Genomic DNA, 18775 nt, shown 5'->3' with positions numbered 1-18775 from the left:
GGCGTTTTTTTTAGTTACAGCATTCTCCCCGAATTAAAATCTTTCTATAAGAAACACAAAAAACGAATCTTATAAAAGATAACGAGGATTATGGCGGAGATCAGTATCTTAGGAGCGGGCGGTTTAACCGGTAAGGAATTACTTTCACTTCTTTCTCATCAGTCGGAACACGAAGTCGTACATATCACGAGCGATAAACTCGCGGGCAAAACCCTCTCCGAAGTTTTTCCCGAAATTCCGTTTCCAAAAAATCTCACATTTCATAAACACGAGGACGCGGTTCCTAAAAAATCCTTGGTGGTTCTTGCGGTTCCGAACGAAGTTTCCGTGGAATCCGCACCGAAGTTTTTGGACGCCGGTCATAAAGTGATCGATCTTTCCGGGGTCTATAGACTTCACGATCAAGAAATATTAGAAAAATCTTATAAACTAAAACATACGAAATTTTCGTATGTGGACAAGGCGGTTTTCGGAATTCCGGAAATCTTTCGGGATAAACTGAAAAACGCGGACTTCGTTTCCAACCCGGGTTGTTTTTCCACTTCGGTGATTCTTCCCGTGTTTTTGTTAAACGAACTCAGAAAAAATCTGAGACCTCGGATCGTAGCGGATTCCAAATCGGGAGTTTCCGGCGCGGGTGGAAGAACGGAAGACGCTGGATTTTCTTATACGGGTGTGTATGAAAACTTTCGTGCCTATAAGGTTCTTACCCATCAACACGAACCGGAGATCAAAGAATACGTTTACGCAAAGTCCGGTTTAGCAGAACCCGAAGTGATCTTTACGCCCCATCTTCTTCCGGTTTATAGAGGAATTCTTTCCACGATCTTTTTGGAATTGGACGCCGAACCTTCGCGGGACCCGATCGAAGTTTTGAGAAATTCTTCCCAAAACGAACCGTTTATCCGGATCTTAAATACTCCGGAAGAGATCGAACTCAAAAAAATCCAACATACGAACTTCCTGGACATCAGCGTTCGTAGAAGAGGAAACACGTTAGTCATCGTTGCCGCCTTGGACAACTTGGTCAAAGGTGCGGCGGGTCAGGCGTTGCAAAACATCAATCTGATGACCGGAACCCGGGAAACTCTGGGACTCCTCCCCTAATCGAATTTATGGAAAAGACGAGCCTTTATCATCTTCTTAAGGACGTTTCCGTAGTTTATGCGGACCGACCCATGTATTGGATTCGGGAAGAATCCGGCGACTTTCGCGGAATCTCTTATAAGGATTGGTATGAAAATCTAAAAAACCTCTCCATGTTCTTGATCGATCTCGGAATGCAAAAAGGAAACACGGCCGGGCTTATCTGCGACAACCGATACGAATGGTCTCTATGTTCTCTTTCGCTAGTTACGATCGGATGTGTGGACGTTCCGAGAGGATGCGACGCAACCTTGGATGATCTGAAATACATTCTCGGACATTCGGAAGCGAAGGTTCTCTTTTTAGAAAACGAAAAGGTTCTCAAAAAATTACTCGAGGACAAATCGAGTTTGGCGGACGTAAAGACGATTCTTCTCATCGATCCTCCTTCCAAGTGGAAGGATTTGGAAAACGCACGTGTACAACTTTCCGGAATCAAATTCGTTTTTTTAGAAGAAGCGCTTTTAGAAGGCGAAAAATCCAGAATGAAAAAAGGAGACAAACCGTACGTTCAAAGAGGAGAAACATTGATCGGAAAGGATCTCGCAACGATCATCTATACTTCCGGTACGACCGGAGCTCCGAAAGGTGTGATGTTGAATCACAGAAGTTTTACTTGGGGAATCCATCAACTACAGGAATTTGTTCCAGGTTCCTGCAACGATAGAACCATCGTGTTTCTTCCGCCTTGGCATATCGCGGAAAGACTTTTGGAAACTACTCTCATCGCTTGGGGAGCGTCCATGGCATGTTCTTCGGTTCCTACGATTCCTGCGGATATGCAGAAAGTAAAACCGACCGTTCTTGTTTCGGTTCCGAGACTTTGGGAAGGTCTTTACAAAAGAATTCACGATACGGTCCGGAAGTCTCCTCCTCTTAGACAACAACTCTTTCATTTCGCGGTAAGAATGGCCGCGATTACTACAAGTCTTCAAGATACGATCCGAGATTCTTACGCGACTACCGATACGGAAAATCCGAATCAAAAAGTTATGGATCGTTTTGTCGCGAGCGTCCTTCTTCTTTCTCTTTATCCCGTTAAGATTCTTTCCTATAAAATTCTGCAAAGAGTGCGGGATCTTTTCGGAGGAAAGATGAGATTCGCGTTATGCGGCGCGGGTGCTATGCCTTCTCACATTCAATTTTTCTTTCGTAGCGCCGGAATACCGATCATAGAAACGTACGGTATGACGGAAACCACCGGAATCGGAGCGATCGGAGAATTTCCACTTCCGAAGAATGGCGCGATCGGCGCTCCGTTACCCGGAACCGCGATCAAACTCGTGGGCGAAGACGGAAGAATCGTAAGTCTTCCCGGTGAAAAGGGAGTCGCTTGGCACAAGGGCCCGCACGTAACCGTTGGCTATTACAAAGAACGCGAAAAAACCGCCAAGGCGTTGCAAGATGGATGGCTCGACTCCGGAGATATTCTCACTTGGACCCATACGGGAGAACTGAAATTCGCGGGAAGAGCAAAGGATACGATCGTTCTTTCCGGAGGTGAGAATCTGGAACCGGCACCGATCGAAGCAAAACTTACCGAATCGGAATTCATCAATCAAGTCATCGTTGTCGGTCAGGATCGAAAGAACTTAGGAGTTTTGATCGTTCCGTTTTACGATCGGGTTCAGGAAGAATTCTCCGCACAAGGAAAGAAAATTCCGAAAGATCCGAACGAATGGAATTCATCCAAAGAAGTAAGCGTATTCTTTAAGAATATCGTAAAGGATAAAGTTTCCACGAGAGCGGGTTTTAAATCCTTCGAAAAAATCGCACACGTCCACATTCTTCCCAAAGAATTCGAAAAGGGAAAAGAAATGACCGAAACGATGAAACTCAAACGAAACGTGGTATTTTCACTTTACAATAACGTGATACAATCCATGTATGAAAACGATGAGGATTGAACCTGCAAAAACTCTAATATGTTCCGCGATCGCAGACGAACTGGATCTGATCTCGAAATCGGGAAAGTATCCCGCTCTTCTTTGTGGCATCGGAAATTTGGAAGCGGGGCTTCGTCTTCAAAGATTTTTACTCGAACACCAAAACAAACACTTGGAACTGCCTACTCAGGTTCTATTTGTCGGTTCGGCCGGCGTTTATCCTTGGCTTCATCCCAGCTTTTGGAAAGATCGATTCGGTTTTTCGAATCATATCGAAAATCAGGAACTTGCAAAGTTGGAACGAAAGGTTCGAGTTCCGGAGATCGTTCCCGATTCGTATGAGTTCCCACATTCTTTCGAATTTACGTCAATGGAAGAAATCCTGATTTCAAAAACCAACGCAACCGGATCGATCACGATTGAAAATGTTTCCGGCAAGGCCCTCGAATATCTGAGAGAACACGATCTCGGTTTTGAAAACATGGAATGTTTCGGACTCGCAAAAGTTTGCCGAGATTTCGGAATTCCTCTTTATTCTTTTTTTGCGTTAACTAACACTGTCGGGCCTTCCGGTAGCGAAGAATGGAGATTCAACTACAAAAGGGAATCGGCCCGACTTCAGGAATTTCTTTTATCGTTTCTTCTTTGAATATTTTTTTCCGGGATAAAAGAGGCCGTATATCTCTTCGAGATGATTCTCCGTCTCCTCTTCTCCCTTTCGGATGATTTCACGAAACTTATTGAAATCGAAAAAGGAGAATTCTTCTATATGAAGGTTGATGAACAAATCCATCTTATCCTTTCTGAGTTTCGTGATTTCCCTTCCTTCGAGTGTGATCGCTCTTCCCATAATCTTTAGAATGGGCGGATACTTTAAGTCCTCCCATAAATTTTTGAAGAACGATTTTCCCGTGACCTTTCGATCCTCCAATAGACGAACGATGGCTTCGTCTCTCAAAGGGGAAACGTTCGCGGAAAGAACGATGTCCGCTCCTCTTTGTCGGATTAAATTTTCGGGAACGTTGTTGATGACTCCTCCGTCCACGAGCAGATGATCTCCGTGAAATACGGGAGGAAACATTCCTGGCAAACTCATCGCCGCCGCAAGAGCTTCCCAAATCGGACCTCGGTCCATGATGTATTCTTCTCCGCTGTGAAGATCCACGGCGGAAGTCACGAACGGAATTTTTAAGTCTTCGATCAAGGCGGAACCGAACGCATCTTTCAGCATTCGATTCATTTTCTTTCCTTTAAAAAAGGAAACGAGAGGAACCGTAGGATCGAAAGGTTTATCCAATCCTCCGAAAAACTTATAAATCATCTTTTGAATCGTATCCGTGTTTTCTCCTCGCGCATACAAGGCCGCGATCACCGCTCCGAAAGATGCGCCGGAAACAAGATCCACTTTTATATTCTCTCTTTCTAATACTCGAAGAAGTCCTACGTGAGCTAACGCTCTTGCACCTCCTCCACCTAACGCGAGTCCTCTGGTTCTAGACACGAGATAGCGGGAGAATGTTTCTTCCTTATGAAAGATTTTCTGATGTTTTACGCTGTCTTCCGGTCGAATGGAATTGACCGAGTCCACATAACGGATCGTTCTTCCCGCGAAGTTGCGGATTCTCGAACGGAAGTAAGTGATGATTTCGGTTTTTTTCTTTTGATTTCGTTCCGGATTGTCCTCCCAGAAAACGATCTGATCCGCTTGTAAGAGCAACTTATCCAACTCCGGCTTCAGACCCGCGTGTTGAAAATATAAATGAATGACCGGAAACTGATTTCGTAAAAGAGAAAGTTTTCGAATCGCATCCTGAATGCTTACCTTCTCGAAGGATTCCATGGGAACCAAGGTCATCTTTCCTTCGTGAGAATACCCGCCTATCTTCACGATAGCGTCTAACTTCTCCTTATAACCTTGAACCTCTTCCAAAGGAACGTGACAGATCATCCTTCTCGGAAGAGAACTCAGTTTGTCTTCGGGTTCCAGATGTTCCCGAAATCGATTGCTCATCAATCGAATCAAATTGCCGGAAAGGATCGGTTCCTTCTCGGCGAGCTTCAAAAAGAAATGTCCGTCAAGAACATACAACAAAGTGTCCATCACCGCAATCGCCGAACCGCCGTGTTGCGTCCGGGTCATCAAACTGTTCTCCGCGAAAAATTCTCCTTCGCCCAAATACTTAACCGCTTTTCCGGATTCTCCGAAAGTAAGCATCACCTCGCCGTGTCGAACTATAAATAGCTTATCCGATATATCGCCTCGAAAGTAGATCACGTCGTGGTTGTAAACGTTCCTTTCCTCGATGTTTTGATAGATACGAGTCAGAACGGCCGGAGATAATTTTTGAAACAAGGATATCCCGGAAAGAAATTTCAGAATTTCAGGATGAATTTTTCGTGCCATAAAACGCAGGTGACTCTATTTTAATAGGACGAGAAAGTAAAGGATTTCTCGAAGCACCAACCGTTTGAATCGCATATCTGAGAATGTTTTCTCTTGATTTTCTGGCTTACCGCGCAAAGTTATACACAATGACCTTGAAAGCGAACTCAGTTGTATCCGTTTTTCGTCAATCCGTGGTTGACTGGCATAAAAAGGAAGCGACTTCCCCGAATCCGTTCCCGTCCGATAGCATAGAATCGATCCTGTACAGCAAAAATCAAATCGATACCATCCAATGGCACGTGGAAGACGAAATTCGCAGACCGGACCTTCCGGACAAGGAACTGGTGGGTTTCAAAAGACAAATCGATAAACTCAATCAGGAACGCACCGATCTCGTTGAAATTTTAGACGACCGTATTTCCGCGGAATTTCAAAACGTTTCCAAAAAACCCGGCGCGAAAATGAACTCGGAAACCCCGGCTTGGCTCATCGACCGCATGAGCATCCTCGAACTCAAAATCTATCACATGGAAGAACAAACCCAGAGAAAGGACGTGGATGAGAATCATATCCAAACCTGCAAACGCAAGTTGGACGTCCTACTCGAACAAAGAATCGATCTTTCCAAGTGTTTGGACGAACTACTGGAAGACCTGAAGAGCGGGGATAAATTCTATAAGGTCTATCGTCAGATGAAGATGTACAACGATCAAACTTTGAACCCATCCCTCTATTCCAAAAAATCATGAATCTATTAGTCATGAGGTTTTCGGCCATGGGAGACGTAGCTCTTATGGCGCCCGCAATCATAGCGATCGCGGCCAAATATACGAACATCCAACTTACGATCGTTACACGGGGAAACTACGCTCCTTTCTTTTACAATATTCCGAACGTAAACGTAGTCGGCTTTAACCTAAAACGTTACCGTGGAATCGCGGGCTTATACCGTCTTTTTAAGGAAATCAACAAACTCGGTCCGTATGAAAAGATCATCGATCTTCATTCTTCCGTTCGTTCCCGTTTGATCAGCTTGCTTTTTTCCATTCGAGGAATCGGTGTTTATCGAATCGTAAAGGGAAGAAAGGAAAAACTCAGACAAATCCGTCAGAAACGAAAAATTCTAAATCCCCTCCCGCATACCGTGGATCGTTATCTCAGGGTTTTTGAAAACGCGGGTTATCCGGCGTCCGTGAGAAAAGGACCTTGGATCAACGTCGATCCGGAATCCAAGATGTTCGCAAAAGAATTTTTCGAATCTCAGAATATTCAAAAAAAGGAAAGTCTTTATATCGGCTTTGCTCCGTTTGCCGGACACGCGCTCAAAGAATGGCCTCGTGAAAAAAGCAGAAACCTACTCAAACTTCTTTTGGATGAATTCCCGGGCGTTAAGATTTTCTTGTTCGGTTCCAAAGAGGAATCCAAGATTCTCGCGGAATGGAGCCAAGGTTTTGAAGATTCTTTAAAGATCGTTTCGGGTGGAAAACTCGGAATCCGAGGGGAACTCGGGATCATGGAAAAGATGGACATTATGATCGGAATGGATTCTTCGAACGTGCACATCGCCGCTCTTTTGAAAAGACCCGTGATCGGAATTTACGGAACCACACATCCCTATTCCGGCTTTGCTCCTTTCGGACAAGAGGATTCGGGGGTATTACAAATCGATAATTTACCCTGCAGACCTTGCAGTATCTACGGAAACACGACCTGTTATCGAAAAGACTTTGCTTGTATGGAATGGATTCAACCCGAAGACGTCATCAAAAGAATCCGGGTCGTTTACAATATCAATACTCTTTTTTGATTCTTTCGAAGTTCCGAAGGATTGCGGCACCGCGATCACACAAATCAAAATGTGTCGCACGACCTATACCCGTCACAACACTTCGGCGCGTTCGGCAATCTCGTTTATTCGAAATATCTTAAGAACTGATCCAAAGGATCCGGTAAAGAAAAGAGCATATTGATCAGAGTATTTCGTTTCTTTTTGTTCTTAACGCTCGCCACGGTTTTATAAACCTCTTCCATCTTATCCACACAGGCCATCATTTCGTGACCTTTAGAGATCTTGAGCGATTCCTTAGAGAACTTTTCGTAAAGGGCCGAATCTTTTAAGATTGCAACCGACTTTTCCGCGATTCCTTTTACGTCGAACGGTTTTGCGATATATCCGTTTCTACCATCGTGGATGAGTTCCGGAATCGCAAAAGAATCCACGCCAACCGCAGGTAAACCGCAGGCTACGGATTCTAAAATCACAAGCCCTTGAGTTTCCATCGTAGACGCGGTTAAGAATAGATCGTATTTAGGATATTCTTCCGGAAGTTCTTCTCGTTTGATAAATCCGGTAAAGGTTACCGCGTTTTCAAGACCCAGATTCTGAGCTTGTATCTTTAAGGACGGGAGCGCCGGTCCATCTCCGATAATGGTCAAAGTGGAATCCGGAATCTCATCGTGAATGAGTTTAAAAGCGTTTAAGATGACGTCGCAATTTTTCTCGTATGAGATTCTCCCCACATGAAGGAGTTTCGGCGCCGCGGAAAGTTGTTTGATCGTTCCTTTAAAACTGGTCAGATCGAGCCCGTTCGAGATCACCGCAATTTTCGTTTTTATACCGAACTCGCGAAGTTGTTTTTCGATGAGATGTGAAGGAGAAATGATGAGATCGCAACGGTCGTAGATATTGTTCGAAATTTTAAGAATGATCTTTTTTCGAATATTAAACTTATCGAATTTTTCGATCTTACTCAGATCCTTCATCTTCAGTTTTTTTTCGGATTTGCTCGCTCTTAAAAAAAGTTTATCGAGTTTTAAAAGTCTGTAAAAGGAGAGATACATGTCCTGTTCGGACATCAAGGTGTGATAGGTTCCGATCGTAGGAATCCCGTATTTTTCAGTCGCATTGATTCCGTAAAGACCGAGAAGACCCGGCGTATGAATGTGAACCAGATCCGGTTCGAATTCCTTGATGATTCTTTTGATTTTTGACGGCGAAGGAAGAACCACCTTGATATCCGGATAACTCGGCAGATAACCGCTTCGAAATCTTTCGATCCGAATCGAGTCCCCGATTTGATCAAAGTCACCCTCGCCGTAACGAGGACAACAGATCATAAAAGAATGTCCTCTTTTTGCCAGAAGATCCGCAAAATTTTTCATGGAAATCGCGACACCGTCCACCTTCGGGAGAAAGGTATCGGAAAAATAAAGAACTCTCATCAAAGATCTCCTAATTCACGGACGCGCCGGAATCCTATGTTTCAAATCGATTGAAAGAAAATATCGAATTTACAATTCCCAGGTTTTATAAAATCTGGGTTCCAATCGATTAGAGAAGATGCCCGAACGTCTTAGAAAAATCACTCTTTTTTTATTCTGCGCAAGCATTGTAACAATTGGTCTTTCCGTATCCCTCAGCCAAGGTTTCTTGGTGCTCGCATTTTTATTTTCCTTACCCGCTTCGAAAACTTCCGGTTTCTGGAAAGAACCGGTGATCGTCCTCGGAGTTTTATTCTTCGGTTGGTATCTAGGTGATTTTCTCATCCATTCTTTTCGCGAAGAAAGTTTTCGGGCCTACGCCAAAACGGCGTTTAACGCCGAACTCAAGGACATTTTTCTTTTCATCGGATTGATTCTCGCGTGGAACTTAAAAAAGGAAGAATTCCCAAAGGTCCTGAAAGCGCTTCATATTCTTTTTTGGATCCTGCTCGTAACCGGTTTTATCTCGAGCTTTTCTCCCATCCGACTTTCCAGATTGATCAGCGATTTGTATCGGGTTTCCGCAAATTGGAAGTTCACACATCCGATGGGAAGTATCGGAGGTTTGTCCTTATATCTTCCGATCGGGCTTATGAACACGCACCTTACCTTCGGCGGTTTGTTACAATTCTTCTTCGTTGTTCCCGTGTTTCTTTTTTTAAAATCATTCTTTGATAAGAATTTTAAAAAGGCGTTTCTCCAAGGAATCGTTCTGATCGTATTTCTTTACGTAGTCTTTTTAAACAACGCGCGCTCCTCTATGTTGGGAGCGATCTTTTCCTCTGCGACCGCCTTCCTTGTTTTGGGAATCGTTCGAAAGGAATTGCCATCCGCAAAAATTCTTCTCTTTGTTGGAGGAACGCTCGCGTTTCTTCTTATCCTCGGAATCGGACTTTCGTTTACACAGGCCGGACAAAAGATCACCGAACCCCTTTTCGGAAAAGAAAAGCATACCGATTCCGGAAGAACGTTTATCTGGGATTCCACATTTCCATTGATCGAAGAACATCCGATCACGGGTGTCGGTCCTGGAAATTACAATCGAGAAATCGAAAAGTCGAGAATGGAACATTCCGAAACACACAGAGAACTCTACTACTTTTACGAAACGACTCAAAGAGGACACGCGCACAACGATTACTTTCACCTTTTTGCCGTTTTCGGTTTTCCTGCGATTGTACTTTTTATTTTATTCGGGACCGCGTTGTATCGGAAACTGATTACGAACAAACTTCCCTATGAACAAACCTTGTATTTTTTCGGCTTATCCGGCTTTTTTGTTTCGGGTCTTTTTCAGTGTTACTTCCAAGACGACGAGGTCGTGATTCTTTTTTGGATTCTTTGCGGACTCTTTTTACGTTTTTCCAAAGAAGAAGAATCTACAGTCGCGCGGTAATTTTCAACTTCCTTCAATAACGATAACAGTAAGTCCCAAGATCCGTTCTGTTTTGAATCGGCCTTTTTTCGGATTCAAAATGCGTCGCAGGAACCAATTCACTTTCCCGGTAGGAAAGAATTTCTTCGATCAGCTCCGCGTATTCCATTCCCTTTTTTGAATATTCATGAAAACAAAAACTCAGATAAAAAGATTCGTATTCTAAAAAGAATATCCCTTCCGTCGCATTCGAGGTAACGGAAAGATAATTTCCGTTCTGACTCCAAGAAATCGGATTGGGACCGTTTCCCTTTTGATACAATAGAATCGAACTCGGATGTAAAGAATCGACGTTCGATAATTCTTCAGGAAAGAATACGTTTCCGGATTGGATCGAATAATACGAAGGAGAGAATAAATGGACCGGCTTTGTTCGGAAACCGTCAAGTTCATTCGGCCCGACGCTTTGATTTCCGGAAAACAAAATTTCTCCGTTTTTTGTCCGAGCAACTCCATTCTTTCTAAAACCTTGCGTCTTAACGGGATGATTCGTTTTTTTTCCGGTAAACCCACTGCTCGTCGCGGTAAAATTGGAAACGTTTTTACAAGATTCTCCGCTTGAAAAAGAATATTCTAAAATGGATTTCCAAAACGCGGTTCCCGATTCTAAATACAAAAAATCTTCCTTCGATGAATCGATTCTGCAAACGATTTGTTCCTTTCCGTTCGGAATCGAATTTTCCGCATAACCGAAGTAAAACGAACCTTGATTTTGCGGATTCGGTTCCACTTGTAAAAACGGATCCACTCTAAAAGGAATCGCGCTCGCACGCACTCGATCCCATTCTTTTAGATATGAATCTACAACGGACGCGTCCGAAGTTTTAAAAAGAATTTCTCGATTGTTGTCCCTCGCACTGACTGAAAAATTATACGAACCGGAAATCAAAGTCTTTCGATCCGCGATCATCGTCTTGTGATGCAAAAGACCGCCTTTGCCAAAGGAATCGCTTGAAATCGTTTCCTCGTTTCCATCCCCTAAAATTTCAGAACGAGGCAGTTTCAAAACTTTCGCAAGATATTTACCCTCCGCGTCCACGGGAGAATCATAAACGCCGCGCACTTCCACTCCCTTATGATCCGCTAAGGCCAAACGCGATGTTAAGACGGAATCAAAATGATCAAAGATCAGATATTGAATTTCGAACTGCGCCCTATCCGTTTCCCTCAAAAGAAGATTTTGAATCAGCCTTCCCTTTGAAGGCGAGATATAAAACTCGAAGGGTTCTATATACAAGGACGTAATTCTCGGATCCTCTTCCAAGAAAGAATAAAAATCCTCTACTTCCGAATCGAATAACTCGAAAGAAACATAACCGTTCAAATCGTTTTCAAGACCATACCAGGTAAAATTTCCGGAACCCAAAAACACTTTCTTTCGATCCACCATCAGTATTTTAGAATGTTGTAAACCGGATCGTTCCCATCTTCGAAACATTCCCAGATTTACAAACTCGTTTGGATATTCTTTCTCCGGATCGGCTACGATTCGGATCACAACGCCGCGCCGATTGGCTCGAATCAATGCGTCCAAAATTTCGGGATCTTCAAAAGAATATACCCAAAGATCGATCGAAAGTTTAGCGTCCTCTATCAAACGCAGAACCTTTTCGCGTACATTCCGTTTTTGTAAATTAGGCACATATCTTCCGGGATAAGAGAAGAATGTTTCCACGTTTCGAAACCCGGTCAAAGCCAACCAAAAAGGTTTCGAATCCCTTTCGTTCGTACAAAAACTTCCACAAACCAGAATCCAAACAATGGGCATTCTTACGCAGAACGAACTCAGAATCGATCTCATAGAATGACTCCCGCGCCCAACTGAAAGAAAACTTCTTTCTTCGCTGTTTCCGAATCGCTCCAATAACCGCCCAAGGAAACTTTCAAATATGAAAACTTAAACCTTGTAGTCTCCGAAGGAAAATAAATCAGAGCCTGGACCATCGCCTCTTTCAATGATTCCTTTCTAAATCCGCTCCGAGAAATCGTAAGAGCCCCCGAATTTCCTTCGAAGTCTTTGAGAAAAAAATACGAGGCCGCGTAGAAACGAAAGTGTAACAGACTTTGATGATATTCTAAATTGATTCCCGTCCAAGCGGATTGACGTTTTCCACTTTGAACCGAGGATTGTTTTTCAAGACCTTTATCCGTGATCCAAGCGGACGGAAAAAAAACCAAACTCTGGTTCGTGCTGAAAACGGGAGAAGGAGAAGATCCCATTCCTATAAAACCGAGTTCCAGAACTTCTGCATTCTCGCTTCGTTTGTCTCGGTTCGGAAGAAATCCAAAGACCTCGAACTTCCAAAAATTCCGAGATGCGCCTAACGTAAGTAAAACGGCTTCTCCCGTAATTGGAATGGTCGATGCGTTTCGAACACGATTCCAACCGGTTTTGTCCTGTCCTCTCGCCAAAATACCGGTGAAACACCCGTAAAACCATGAGAACTTCGTATTCAACTCCAAAGAAGAATGAATCAAATAATCTCGATCGCCCGAACTCACCGTTCCCGTTTCAGCGCCGAGATCGTTCGAAAATCTTCCCCAGTTTTGAAGATTGAGATACTGAAATCGAAAACCTGTCTCCAAATAAGGAAGATCGAATTTGTATGTTACACCTCCACGATAACGATTTTTGAATGTTTTCGGGAAAGAATTTCTTGCTTCGATTTCCCCCGCCGAATCCGACTCGATCCTCTTTGTATTTAAGATCGTATCTTTGAGGAAGTTCTTCTCAAACAAAGAATAACCGGAATAAAAATCGAAAAGATCGACTCTCACTCTTCCTTGTTTTTGAAAGTCGGCCTTAAGAACGACTCCGTCGCTTCCGTCCAACCAATCTCGAAAGGAAGACGTTTTTATGTCTTCTTGAACCCTTCCCAAATAGAGGGAGACGTTTTCCTTTTTGAATTCGAAGAAAAGATTCTTTCCCGCAAAAAAAGAAACCTTGGATTCCGGCAGAACACTCAAATCCGCCTGAACCTTCCAGTTTAAACGGGACGAATGAAAGTCGTGATCGACTTCTCCATGAAACAAGGAAGAATTCATTCTGGTTTCTTGAAACTGAGGTTTCTCCTTCGCTTGAGGAAAGGATTGAGTTTTTTCGTTCGTTCCCAAACCCCAACCCATCCAAGAAACTCCGGTCCACCCGTTTGATTTTTCGTTTGCCGATACGGAAAAACACATTAAGAATACGGAATATACAAAGACCCGCTTCATAGATTCCCTCTTTTTTTGATTTCGTAATCCGATACGGAATCCCCGCTTCGATTCTCCTTCAAAAGAATCAGTTCGTCCGTATTCGCGTCCAAGGCGAATGGAAACGGAGAAAATTGATTTCCATAACTGTGGATATGAGTGGTTACACCTCGAATGTCTTGAAACAGATCTAAACCTTCGTTCTTTCCGATTCCGTTTCCGATCGTCGTCGTTTTGTCAATCGTATAGATCTTTCGAAACTCGGACGAGGCAAACGGAACCGATTCGTTTTTAAAATTCGGAGAAAGAACATAAGCGCATTCGTTCGGATTTAAAAACCGATCCGCGAAAATCCAACCGATCGAGGACGTATTGTAAACATTCCAACCCTCGGGAAGATTGGCGCCAAAACGAAACGAGTATTCGACCAGCTTGTCCGATGCGGAACTGTCTCGAATTTCCAAACTTCGAACGTCCACCGCTTCAGCACCTCGATTGCATATAAAAAACCATTCGTTGGCGGAAACCGTTGGATTCGGATAAATTCCGGAAATTAAGATTCCGGAGGAACCCGGAACGGAAATCAAATCCTCTGCTCCGATCGGAATCAGGTAATTCAACGCTTCTTTTCGAATATTCAAAGAACTTAAAATTCCGGATCGGATCTCGCTCCATACGTTTAGAAACGGGGAAACGTTCGCGGAAAGCAGAATGTTCGGTAGATAGTTGTAAAGATGGATCGAATACTGATTTGAACTCGAAGTGTTCGCATTCAAGCTGATCCTCGGATTCAAGATAGAATATAAGTCGTTCGAAATTTCCTTATAGAAAAAAGGAAGGTTTCGATTCTCAAAACCGGGACTCGCTTCCGTGCCGACACAGGTCGGTCTTCTTTCGGATAAATCGGAAAGAGCGCTGTTTTTCCAAACGTGCACACCCGAATTCGTTTTCACTCTGGAAGCGGATCTGCGAATTTTTTGAGAAGTGGAACTGATTCCCATTCTTCCCTGAGAGTCCCAACTCACCCAATCGCTCTGAAATTTTTCATTCACAGAAAGAAGTCGAATCTTACCTGTAGTACCAAGACTCAGTTCGGGAACGATCCAAACATCGGTCTTTGGAAAACAAACCGATTTACCGATGGAAAAAACATTCCAGCCCGGGTGTAAGAAAGTTAAAAATCGATAGCTTTTACTTCCTGAAAGAATTTCCACAATTTGTGAAGTGGCGATTGCCGATTCGATTTCCACAAAACGGTCTCCGCTCACCGAAACCGTTCCGTCATACGAACCCATCCAAGAGATTTCGGATATCTCTGCAAGCCGTGACAGAAAAGAATCATCGACAAACGTTCGTTTGCCCGGATTCATAAAATGAGTCGTTTGAATTTCGGCGCTCAAAGAATCCGAAACGGTTTTAGGATGTGGTAAACGAATTCCTTCCTTGTATAAAAGAGAATGAACCGAAGCGTCGCTCCCGATCAAAACGGGAACAAGATTTACGGCTTCGGAAAGTATCTTCGTCCTTTTTGCCGCCCTGTCCTTCAAAAGAATCGAATTGTTATATTCAAAATCCTTTAAGTCGGAAAGGGAAAGCAGGATTTCCTCTTTTAGATAATCTCGTTTTCCCAAGGTAAAAATTTTTCCGGGTCTGAGCGTTTTGGTTCGAGTCCAAATCGGAATCTCCTTTCCGTCACTTTCAACGGAAAGAAAATTCGGATGACATTCCTTGGTTCCCGAATATTCCAAATCGATAAACTTTTGTTTTTCATCCAGATTTCCGTTCAGGTTCAGTCCGGTCAGATTTACTTCCTCGATCTGAATCTTGTCCGCGTCGCAAGCGGGAAAATTTTTGTCTAAATTCTCCTGCGATCCGACGGTTCGATCGTATTTCTTTCGGTCCAAGGCCTCCGTCGAATCTAAGAAGACAAAACCCGGATCCATACAAAGATTCTCCAAAGCCGAAGAATGGAAGAAGTCAAAACAAAGAGAATAGTATTCTCCCGTTGAAGAATAGTATCGTTCTCCTTCGAGAAAGGTCCGTTCCCGGTTTTCAAAAGAACGAGTCGTATCCTTGCTCCGTAAAACCCAGGTTCCTTGTTTTTTGAGATCCCCCCAAGGAAAAGCGACGAGATCCGTTCCGGGCAACGGACTTCCCGATTCCGTTTTGAGAATCGTTTCTCCCGGAATCAAAAACTGCGGACCCTTAGCAAGCGATTGAGCGCCCGAGCCCGTTTCGACAACAAAGTCCCGAAAACAAATCGGATGTGGGAACGGATTATGAATTTCGATAAATCTTCCGATCGAAGACTCGGTTCCTCCGAATGTTTCGCTGAACGACGGAAGATCGTTTTTGCAAAGCGACGCCATTTCTAAATTTCTCTTTTGAATTTCCAAAAAGAATTCGGAAAGAATCGATACGTCACCCGGAATCTCAACGACCAAAGTGTTTGCAGAATTAGTAATGCCCGATGACGAAAATAGAATTCTAAGTTTGCCCGTCGTCGCCAAAACGCTGAAACCGGTAAACGCATTTGTGGAATGAGGTCTTTGGTAGGAATTTTCAGAAAGGACACCGACTCGGTTTTCCGGAGGAAAATTTTCTTTTCCGAGCATACGATCCAATTCTTTCGATCCGGAAAGAACGAGCCAATCCTCGTTGATATCCTCCAAAAGATCCCGATTCAGTTGGATTCGGATCGAGGCTTTTCCGTTTGCGGAAAAATCGAAAAACTCCCGTTCCGTTCTGGATTCTAAATTCGTATTCCAGAATTTAAGAATATTCCGTAATTCTAATTCTGTGTTCGCGTTTCCATCCGGAAAGCAGATCGAAACCCCGTAGACGGAAACCACTCCACTGAATAGGCAAACGATTCCGGGCGCGGTCCGAATGCGAACGTTTGTTTCGCTCCATTCTTTTCGAATTTCTTTCGGAATTTCGGGACCGACTGTAAAAGCAGGTTCGTAGAATAGTTTGAATTCTCCCGGGCCGGTGATCGGAACCAGAAAGGACGGATTTCCTTTTCCATGACAAAAATTGAATGTGATGAAAAAAATCGTAGTAAGGACGATCGGAACGATCTTGGCTTTGAGTTTCATGTTTCCCTCCGCCTGGTACGGTTTCGGAAACACGTTTCTCATTTTGAAATTTAGGGTTTTTTATTCTTTTTTTTGCAGTTGTCCCAGAATTTTTTCCGCAAGATTCTCCCCGATTCCGGGAACCGCGAGAAGTTCTTCCTTAGTCGCGTCCTCGATTTTCTTTTCACCGGAGAAATGTTGGAGCAACAACTTACTTCGTTTGAATCCGATATCGGGAACGTCTTGGATCAAAGCACGCATCGTTTCCTTATTTCTGCGGGACCTGTGATGTGTGACTCCGAATCTATGCGCCTCGTCCCTCAGATGACGCAGTAGTTTCATTCCCGGAGAATTCATATCGAAGATAAACGGTTCGCTGTCTCCCGGGAAAAAAATTTCCTCCCGTTTTTTGGCGAGCCCGACCATTGGAATTCCTTCCGCTCCCGCCTCCAGCGCGGCTTCGCAAGCCTTGGTCAACTGAGTCGGCCCGCCGTCGATGACGATGAGATCGGGGAACACACCTTCTTCGTTGATGATTCTTTGCAAACGTCTTGAAATCACTTCGTGGATCATACCGGGGTCGTTGATGCCCTCGTATCCGCGCATATTGTATTTTCTATAACCTTGTTTGAAAGGTTTTCCTTCTACAAACATTACGCCGCTCGCAACCGGTTGAGAACCTTGAAAGTGACTGATATCGTAACATTCTATGATATGAGGAGGTCGTTCCAAAGAAAACATCTCTTGGATTTCTTTTAAGGAAGCGGTTTGATCCTTGTAATGAGTCGCGAGCAATCTTTCCGTAAGTCCGAGCTCCGCGTTTTTTTCGGCGATCTTTAAAAGAGAACGTTTATCTCCCGTGCGAGGAGATTTTAGTTTTGGTCGGAAGCCGGTCTTTTCCTGAAGAACGTCTATAACCGCGGAAACCTCGTCTTGAATATCGATCGGAACAAAAATAGAAGGAGGAACCAATGCCGCGTTTAAATAATAATCACGGAAGAATGCTCCGAGAATTTCGGAATCTTCCGCGTCCAATACACCTTGGATCGGAAATGATTTTTTGGTTTCAAGTCTTCCGCCCCGAACTTCCAAAAGAATCACCTGACCCTCGTCCTGTTTTCTTGCAAACCCGATCACGTCCTCGTCTCCGCCTTCGGTGCTCACGACGGTTTGTTTTTCTCGGAAGTTGTTGATCCGTTGAAGCATATCTCGATAACGAGCGGCCTTTTCGAAATCCATTCGATCGGAAGCGTTGGACATTTTGATCGTCAAGTCGGTCGCAAGAGATTCTTTTCTTCCTTCCAAAAATTGAATCACTTGGTCTATGATCATTCTATAATCTTCTACAGGAATCGTTCCCTGACAAGGACCGAGACAACGGCCCATATCGAAGTTCAAACAAGGCCGTCTCGGTTTCGGCAAAGGAAGAACCTGTCTCGTCTTACGAACCGGAAAAATTCTCAAGATGATGTCTAACGTTTCCCGAGTGGACCGAACGTCCGCATACGGACCGAAATAACGATCCCCGTTGTCCCTTAGTTTTCTCGTGATATAAACCATCGGATACGGTTCGGATAAGGAAACGCAGATATACGGATATTTTTTATCGTCCTTCAGACGAACGTTAAAACGAGGATTGTGTTTTTTGATCAGGGTCGCTTCGAGAATCAGAGCTTCCTTTTCGGTTCTCGTGGCGATCCATTCCAGATCGAAAATTTCACGTTGAAGCGCGCGGGTTTTTACGTCGGGATGATTTTCTTTGAGATAATTGCGAACCCGTTTGTCTAGATTCTTTGCCTTTCCTACGTATAGAACCTCTCCCTTTCTGGATTTCCAAAGATAACAACCCGGAGAAGCTCCTAGGTTTTTGATCTTTTCCAAGATGAGAGTGTGATTTAGAATTTCAGGCATAAAAACGATCGCAGAGATTTGTTAAGAATCGGATTCTTCTTCTGAAAATTCAGACTCTTCCGCTTCTTCTAAAGTTTCTTCGGTCTCGCGCGGAATGGAAGAAGAATTTTGATTCTTTCTGGAATACTTTTCCTTCTTTCGTTTTGCGTTTTTTTGTTTGTTGCGAATGATTTTTTTTTGTTCGTCGCTCGTTTCACCGAGGGTCTTCCGTTTTTCCTCTTGGAACTTTTCGCAAAGAATCGCTCGAGCCTTATAACGATTGAGCCCTTGTGTTCTGTAAAGAGAACACTTGACCTCAATCCCGGTCGGTTTGTGTTTGAGATGAACCGCCGTGGAAACCTTGTTTACGTTTTGTCCGCCCTTGCCTCCGCTTCTCGTAAAACTTTCCTCAAGATCGCCTTCCTTTACTCGAAGAGAATCCATGAGTTCTAAAAGTTTGGTTTCTTTTTCTACGGAAACCGGAAAACGAGAAGCCATA

14 protein-coding genes are annotated in these 18775 nt (G+C 43.8%); 6 read left to right on the top strand and 8 right to left on the bottom strand.

The window, feature by feature from the left end; all coding sequences use genetic code 11:
* Nucleotides 1-90 precede the first annotated feature (90 nt).
* The 3 genes from argC to CH367_RS17045 are packed head-to-tail and all read left to right on the top strand — an operon-like array spanning nt 91 to nt 3681.
* Nucleotides 91-1107 (top strand): N-acetyl-gamma-glutamyl-phosphate reductase, encoded by a 1017-nt coding sequence (argC, locus tag CH367_RS17055; protein ID WP_100763702.1) that lies wholly within the window; start codon nt 91-93, stop codon nt 1105-1107.
* An 8-nt stretch (nt 1108-1115) separates the two neighbouring features.
* The gene (locus CH367_RS17050; protein WP_100763701.1) at nt 1116-3053 is read left to right on the top strand and encodes a long-chain fatty acid--CoA ligase; all 1938 of its coding nucleotides are present in this window, start codon (nt 1116-1118) and stop codon (nt 3051-3053) included.
* Nucleotides 3043-3681 carry a nucleoside phosphorylase-I family protein gene (locus tag CH367_RS17045; protein WP_100763841.1) on the top strand — a complete coding sequence of 213 codons (639 nt, stop codon included), beginning with the start codon at nt 3043-3045 and terminating at the stop codon, nt 3679-3681. Before CH367_RS17050 ends, CH367_RS17045 begins: the two co-directional genes overlap by 11 nt.
* On the opposite strand, the gene CH367_RS17040 is transcribed toward CH367_RS17045, so the two are convergent.
* Complete coding sequence (locus CH367_RS17040; RefSeq protein WP_100763700.1) at nt 3664-5436, bottom strand: patatin-like phospholipase family protein; 1773 nt, start codon at nt 5434-5436, stop codon at nt 3664-3666. The two genes, CH367_RS17045 and CH367_RS17040, sit on opposite strands and share 18 nt — an antisense overlap.
* Before the next feature lie 128 nt (nt 5437-5564).
* Here CH367_RS17040 and CH367_RS17035 point away from each other — a divergent pair, with 128 nt between their 5' ends.
* Nucleotides 5565-6167, top strand: a complete 603-nt coding sequence (locus CH367_RS17035) for a DUF4254 domain-containing protein (RefSeq protein ID WP_100763840.1) — start codon at nt 5565-5567, stop codon at nt 6165-6167.
* Nucleotides 6164-7225, top strand: coding sequence for a glycosyltransferase family 9 protein (locus CH367_RS17030; protein WP_100763699.1), 1062 nt, complete (start codon nt 6164-6166; stop codon nt 7223-7225). The genes CH367_RS17035 and CH367_RS17030 overlap by 4 nt, the downstream gene beginning before the upstream one ends.
* 104 nt (nt 7226-7329) lie before the next feature.
* Here CH367_RS17030 and CH367_RS17025 read toward each other — a convergent pair whose 3' ends face one another.
* Complete coding sequence (locus CH367_RS17025) at nt 7330-8640, bottom strand: glycosyltransferase (RefSeq protein WP_100763698.1); 1311 nt, start codon at nt 8638-8640, stop codon at nt 7330-7332.
* 69 nt (nt 8641-8709) lie between these two features.
* Nucleotides 8710-8916 carry a hypothetical protein gene (locus tag CH367_RS21090; protein ID WP_341865109.1) on the bottom strand — a complete coding sequence of 69 codons (207 nt, stop codon included), beginning with the start codon at nt 8914-8916 and terminating at the stop codon, nt 8710-8712.
* Between CH367_RS21090 and CH367_RS17020 the strand changes: the two genes are divergently transcribed.
* Complete coding sequence (locus CH367_RS17020; RefSeq protein WP_341865108.1) at nt 8816-10075, top strand: O-antigen ligase family protein; 1260 nt, start codon at nt 8816-8818, stop codon at nt 10073-10075. The genes CH367_RS21090 and CH367_RS17020 overlap by 101 nt on opposite strands.
* Nucleotides 10076-10088: 13 nt before the next feature.
* Here the strand turns inward: CH367_RS17020 and CH367_RS17015 are convergent, their stop codons facing one another.
* From CH367_RS17015 to CH367_RS16995, 5 genes are read right to left on the bottom strand one after another with little or no spacing between them, the layout of a single operon-like run.
* Nucleotides 10089-11915, bottom strand: coding sequence for a phospholipase D-like domain-containing protein (locus CH367_RS17015; protein ID WP_100763696.1), 1827 nt, complete (start codon nt 11913-11915; stop codon nt 10089-10091).
* Nucleotides 11912-13330, bottom strand: a complete 1419-nt coding sequence (locus CH367_RS17010) for an LA_2168 family protein (RefSeq protein WP_100763695.1) — start codon at nt 13328-13330, stop codon at nt 11912-11914. Before CH367_RS17010 ends, CH367_RS17015 begins: the two co-directional genes overlap by 4 nt.
* Nucleotides 13327-16407, bottom strand: coding sequence for an LIC11755 family lipoprotein (locus CH367_RS17005; RefSeq protein WP_165783320.1), 3081 nt, complete (start codon nt 16405-16407; stop codon nt 13327-13329). The genes CH367_RS17010 and CH367_RS17005 overlap by 4 nt, the downstream gene beginning before the upstream one ends.
* A 60-nt stretch (nt 16408-16467) precedes the next feature.
* On the bottom strand, nt 16468-18297 hold the full coding sequence (gene uvrC / locus CH367_RS17000) for an excinuclease ABC subunit UvrC (RefSeq protein WP_100763693.1): 1830 nt from the start codon (nt 18295-18297) through the stop codon (nt 16468-16470).
* Between the two features lie 21 nt (nt 18298-18318).
* Complete coding sequence (locus CH367_RS16995; RefSeq protein WP_100763692.1) at nt 18319-18774, bottom strand: peptide chain release factor family protein; 456 nt, start codon at nt 18772-18774, stop codon at nt 18319-18321.
* Nucleotide 18775 lies beyond the last annotated feature (1 nt).

The organism is Leptospira barantonii (assembly GCF_002811925.1).
Classification (GTDB): domain Bacteria; phylum Spirochaetota; class Leptospiria; order Leptospirales; family Leptospiraceae; genus Leptospira; species Leptospira barantonii.
This window is presented reverse-complemented; position numbering and strand designations above follow the sequence as displayed.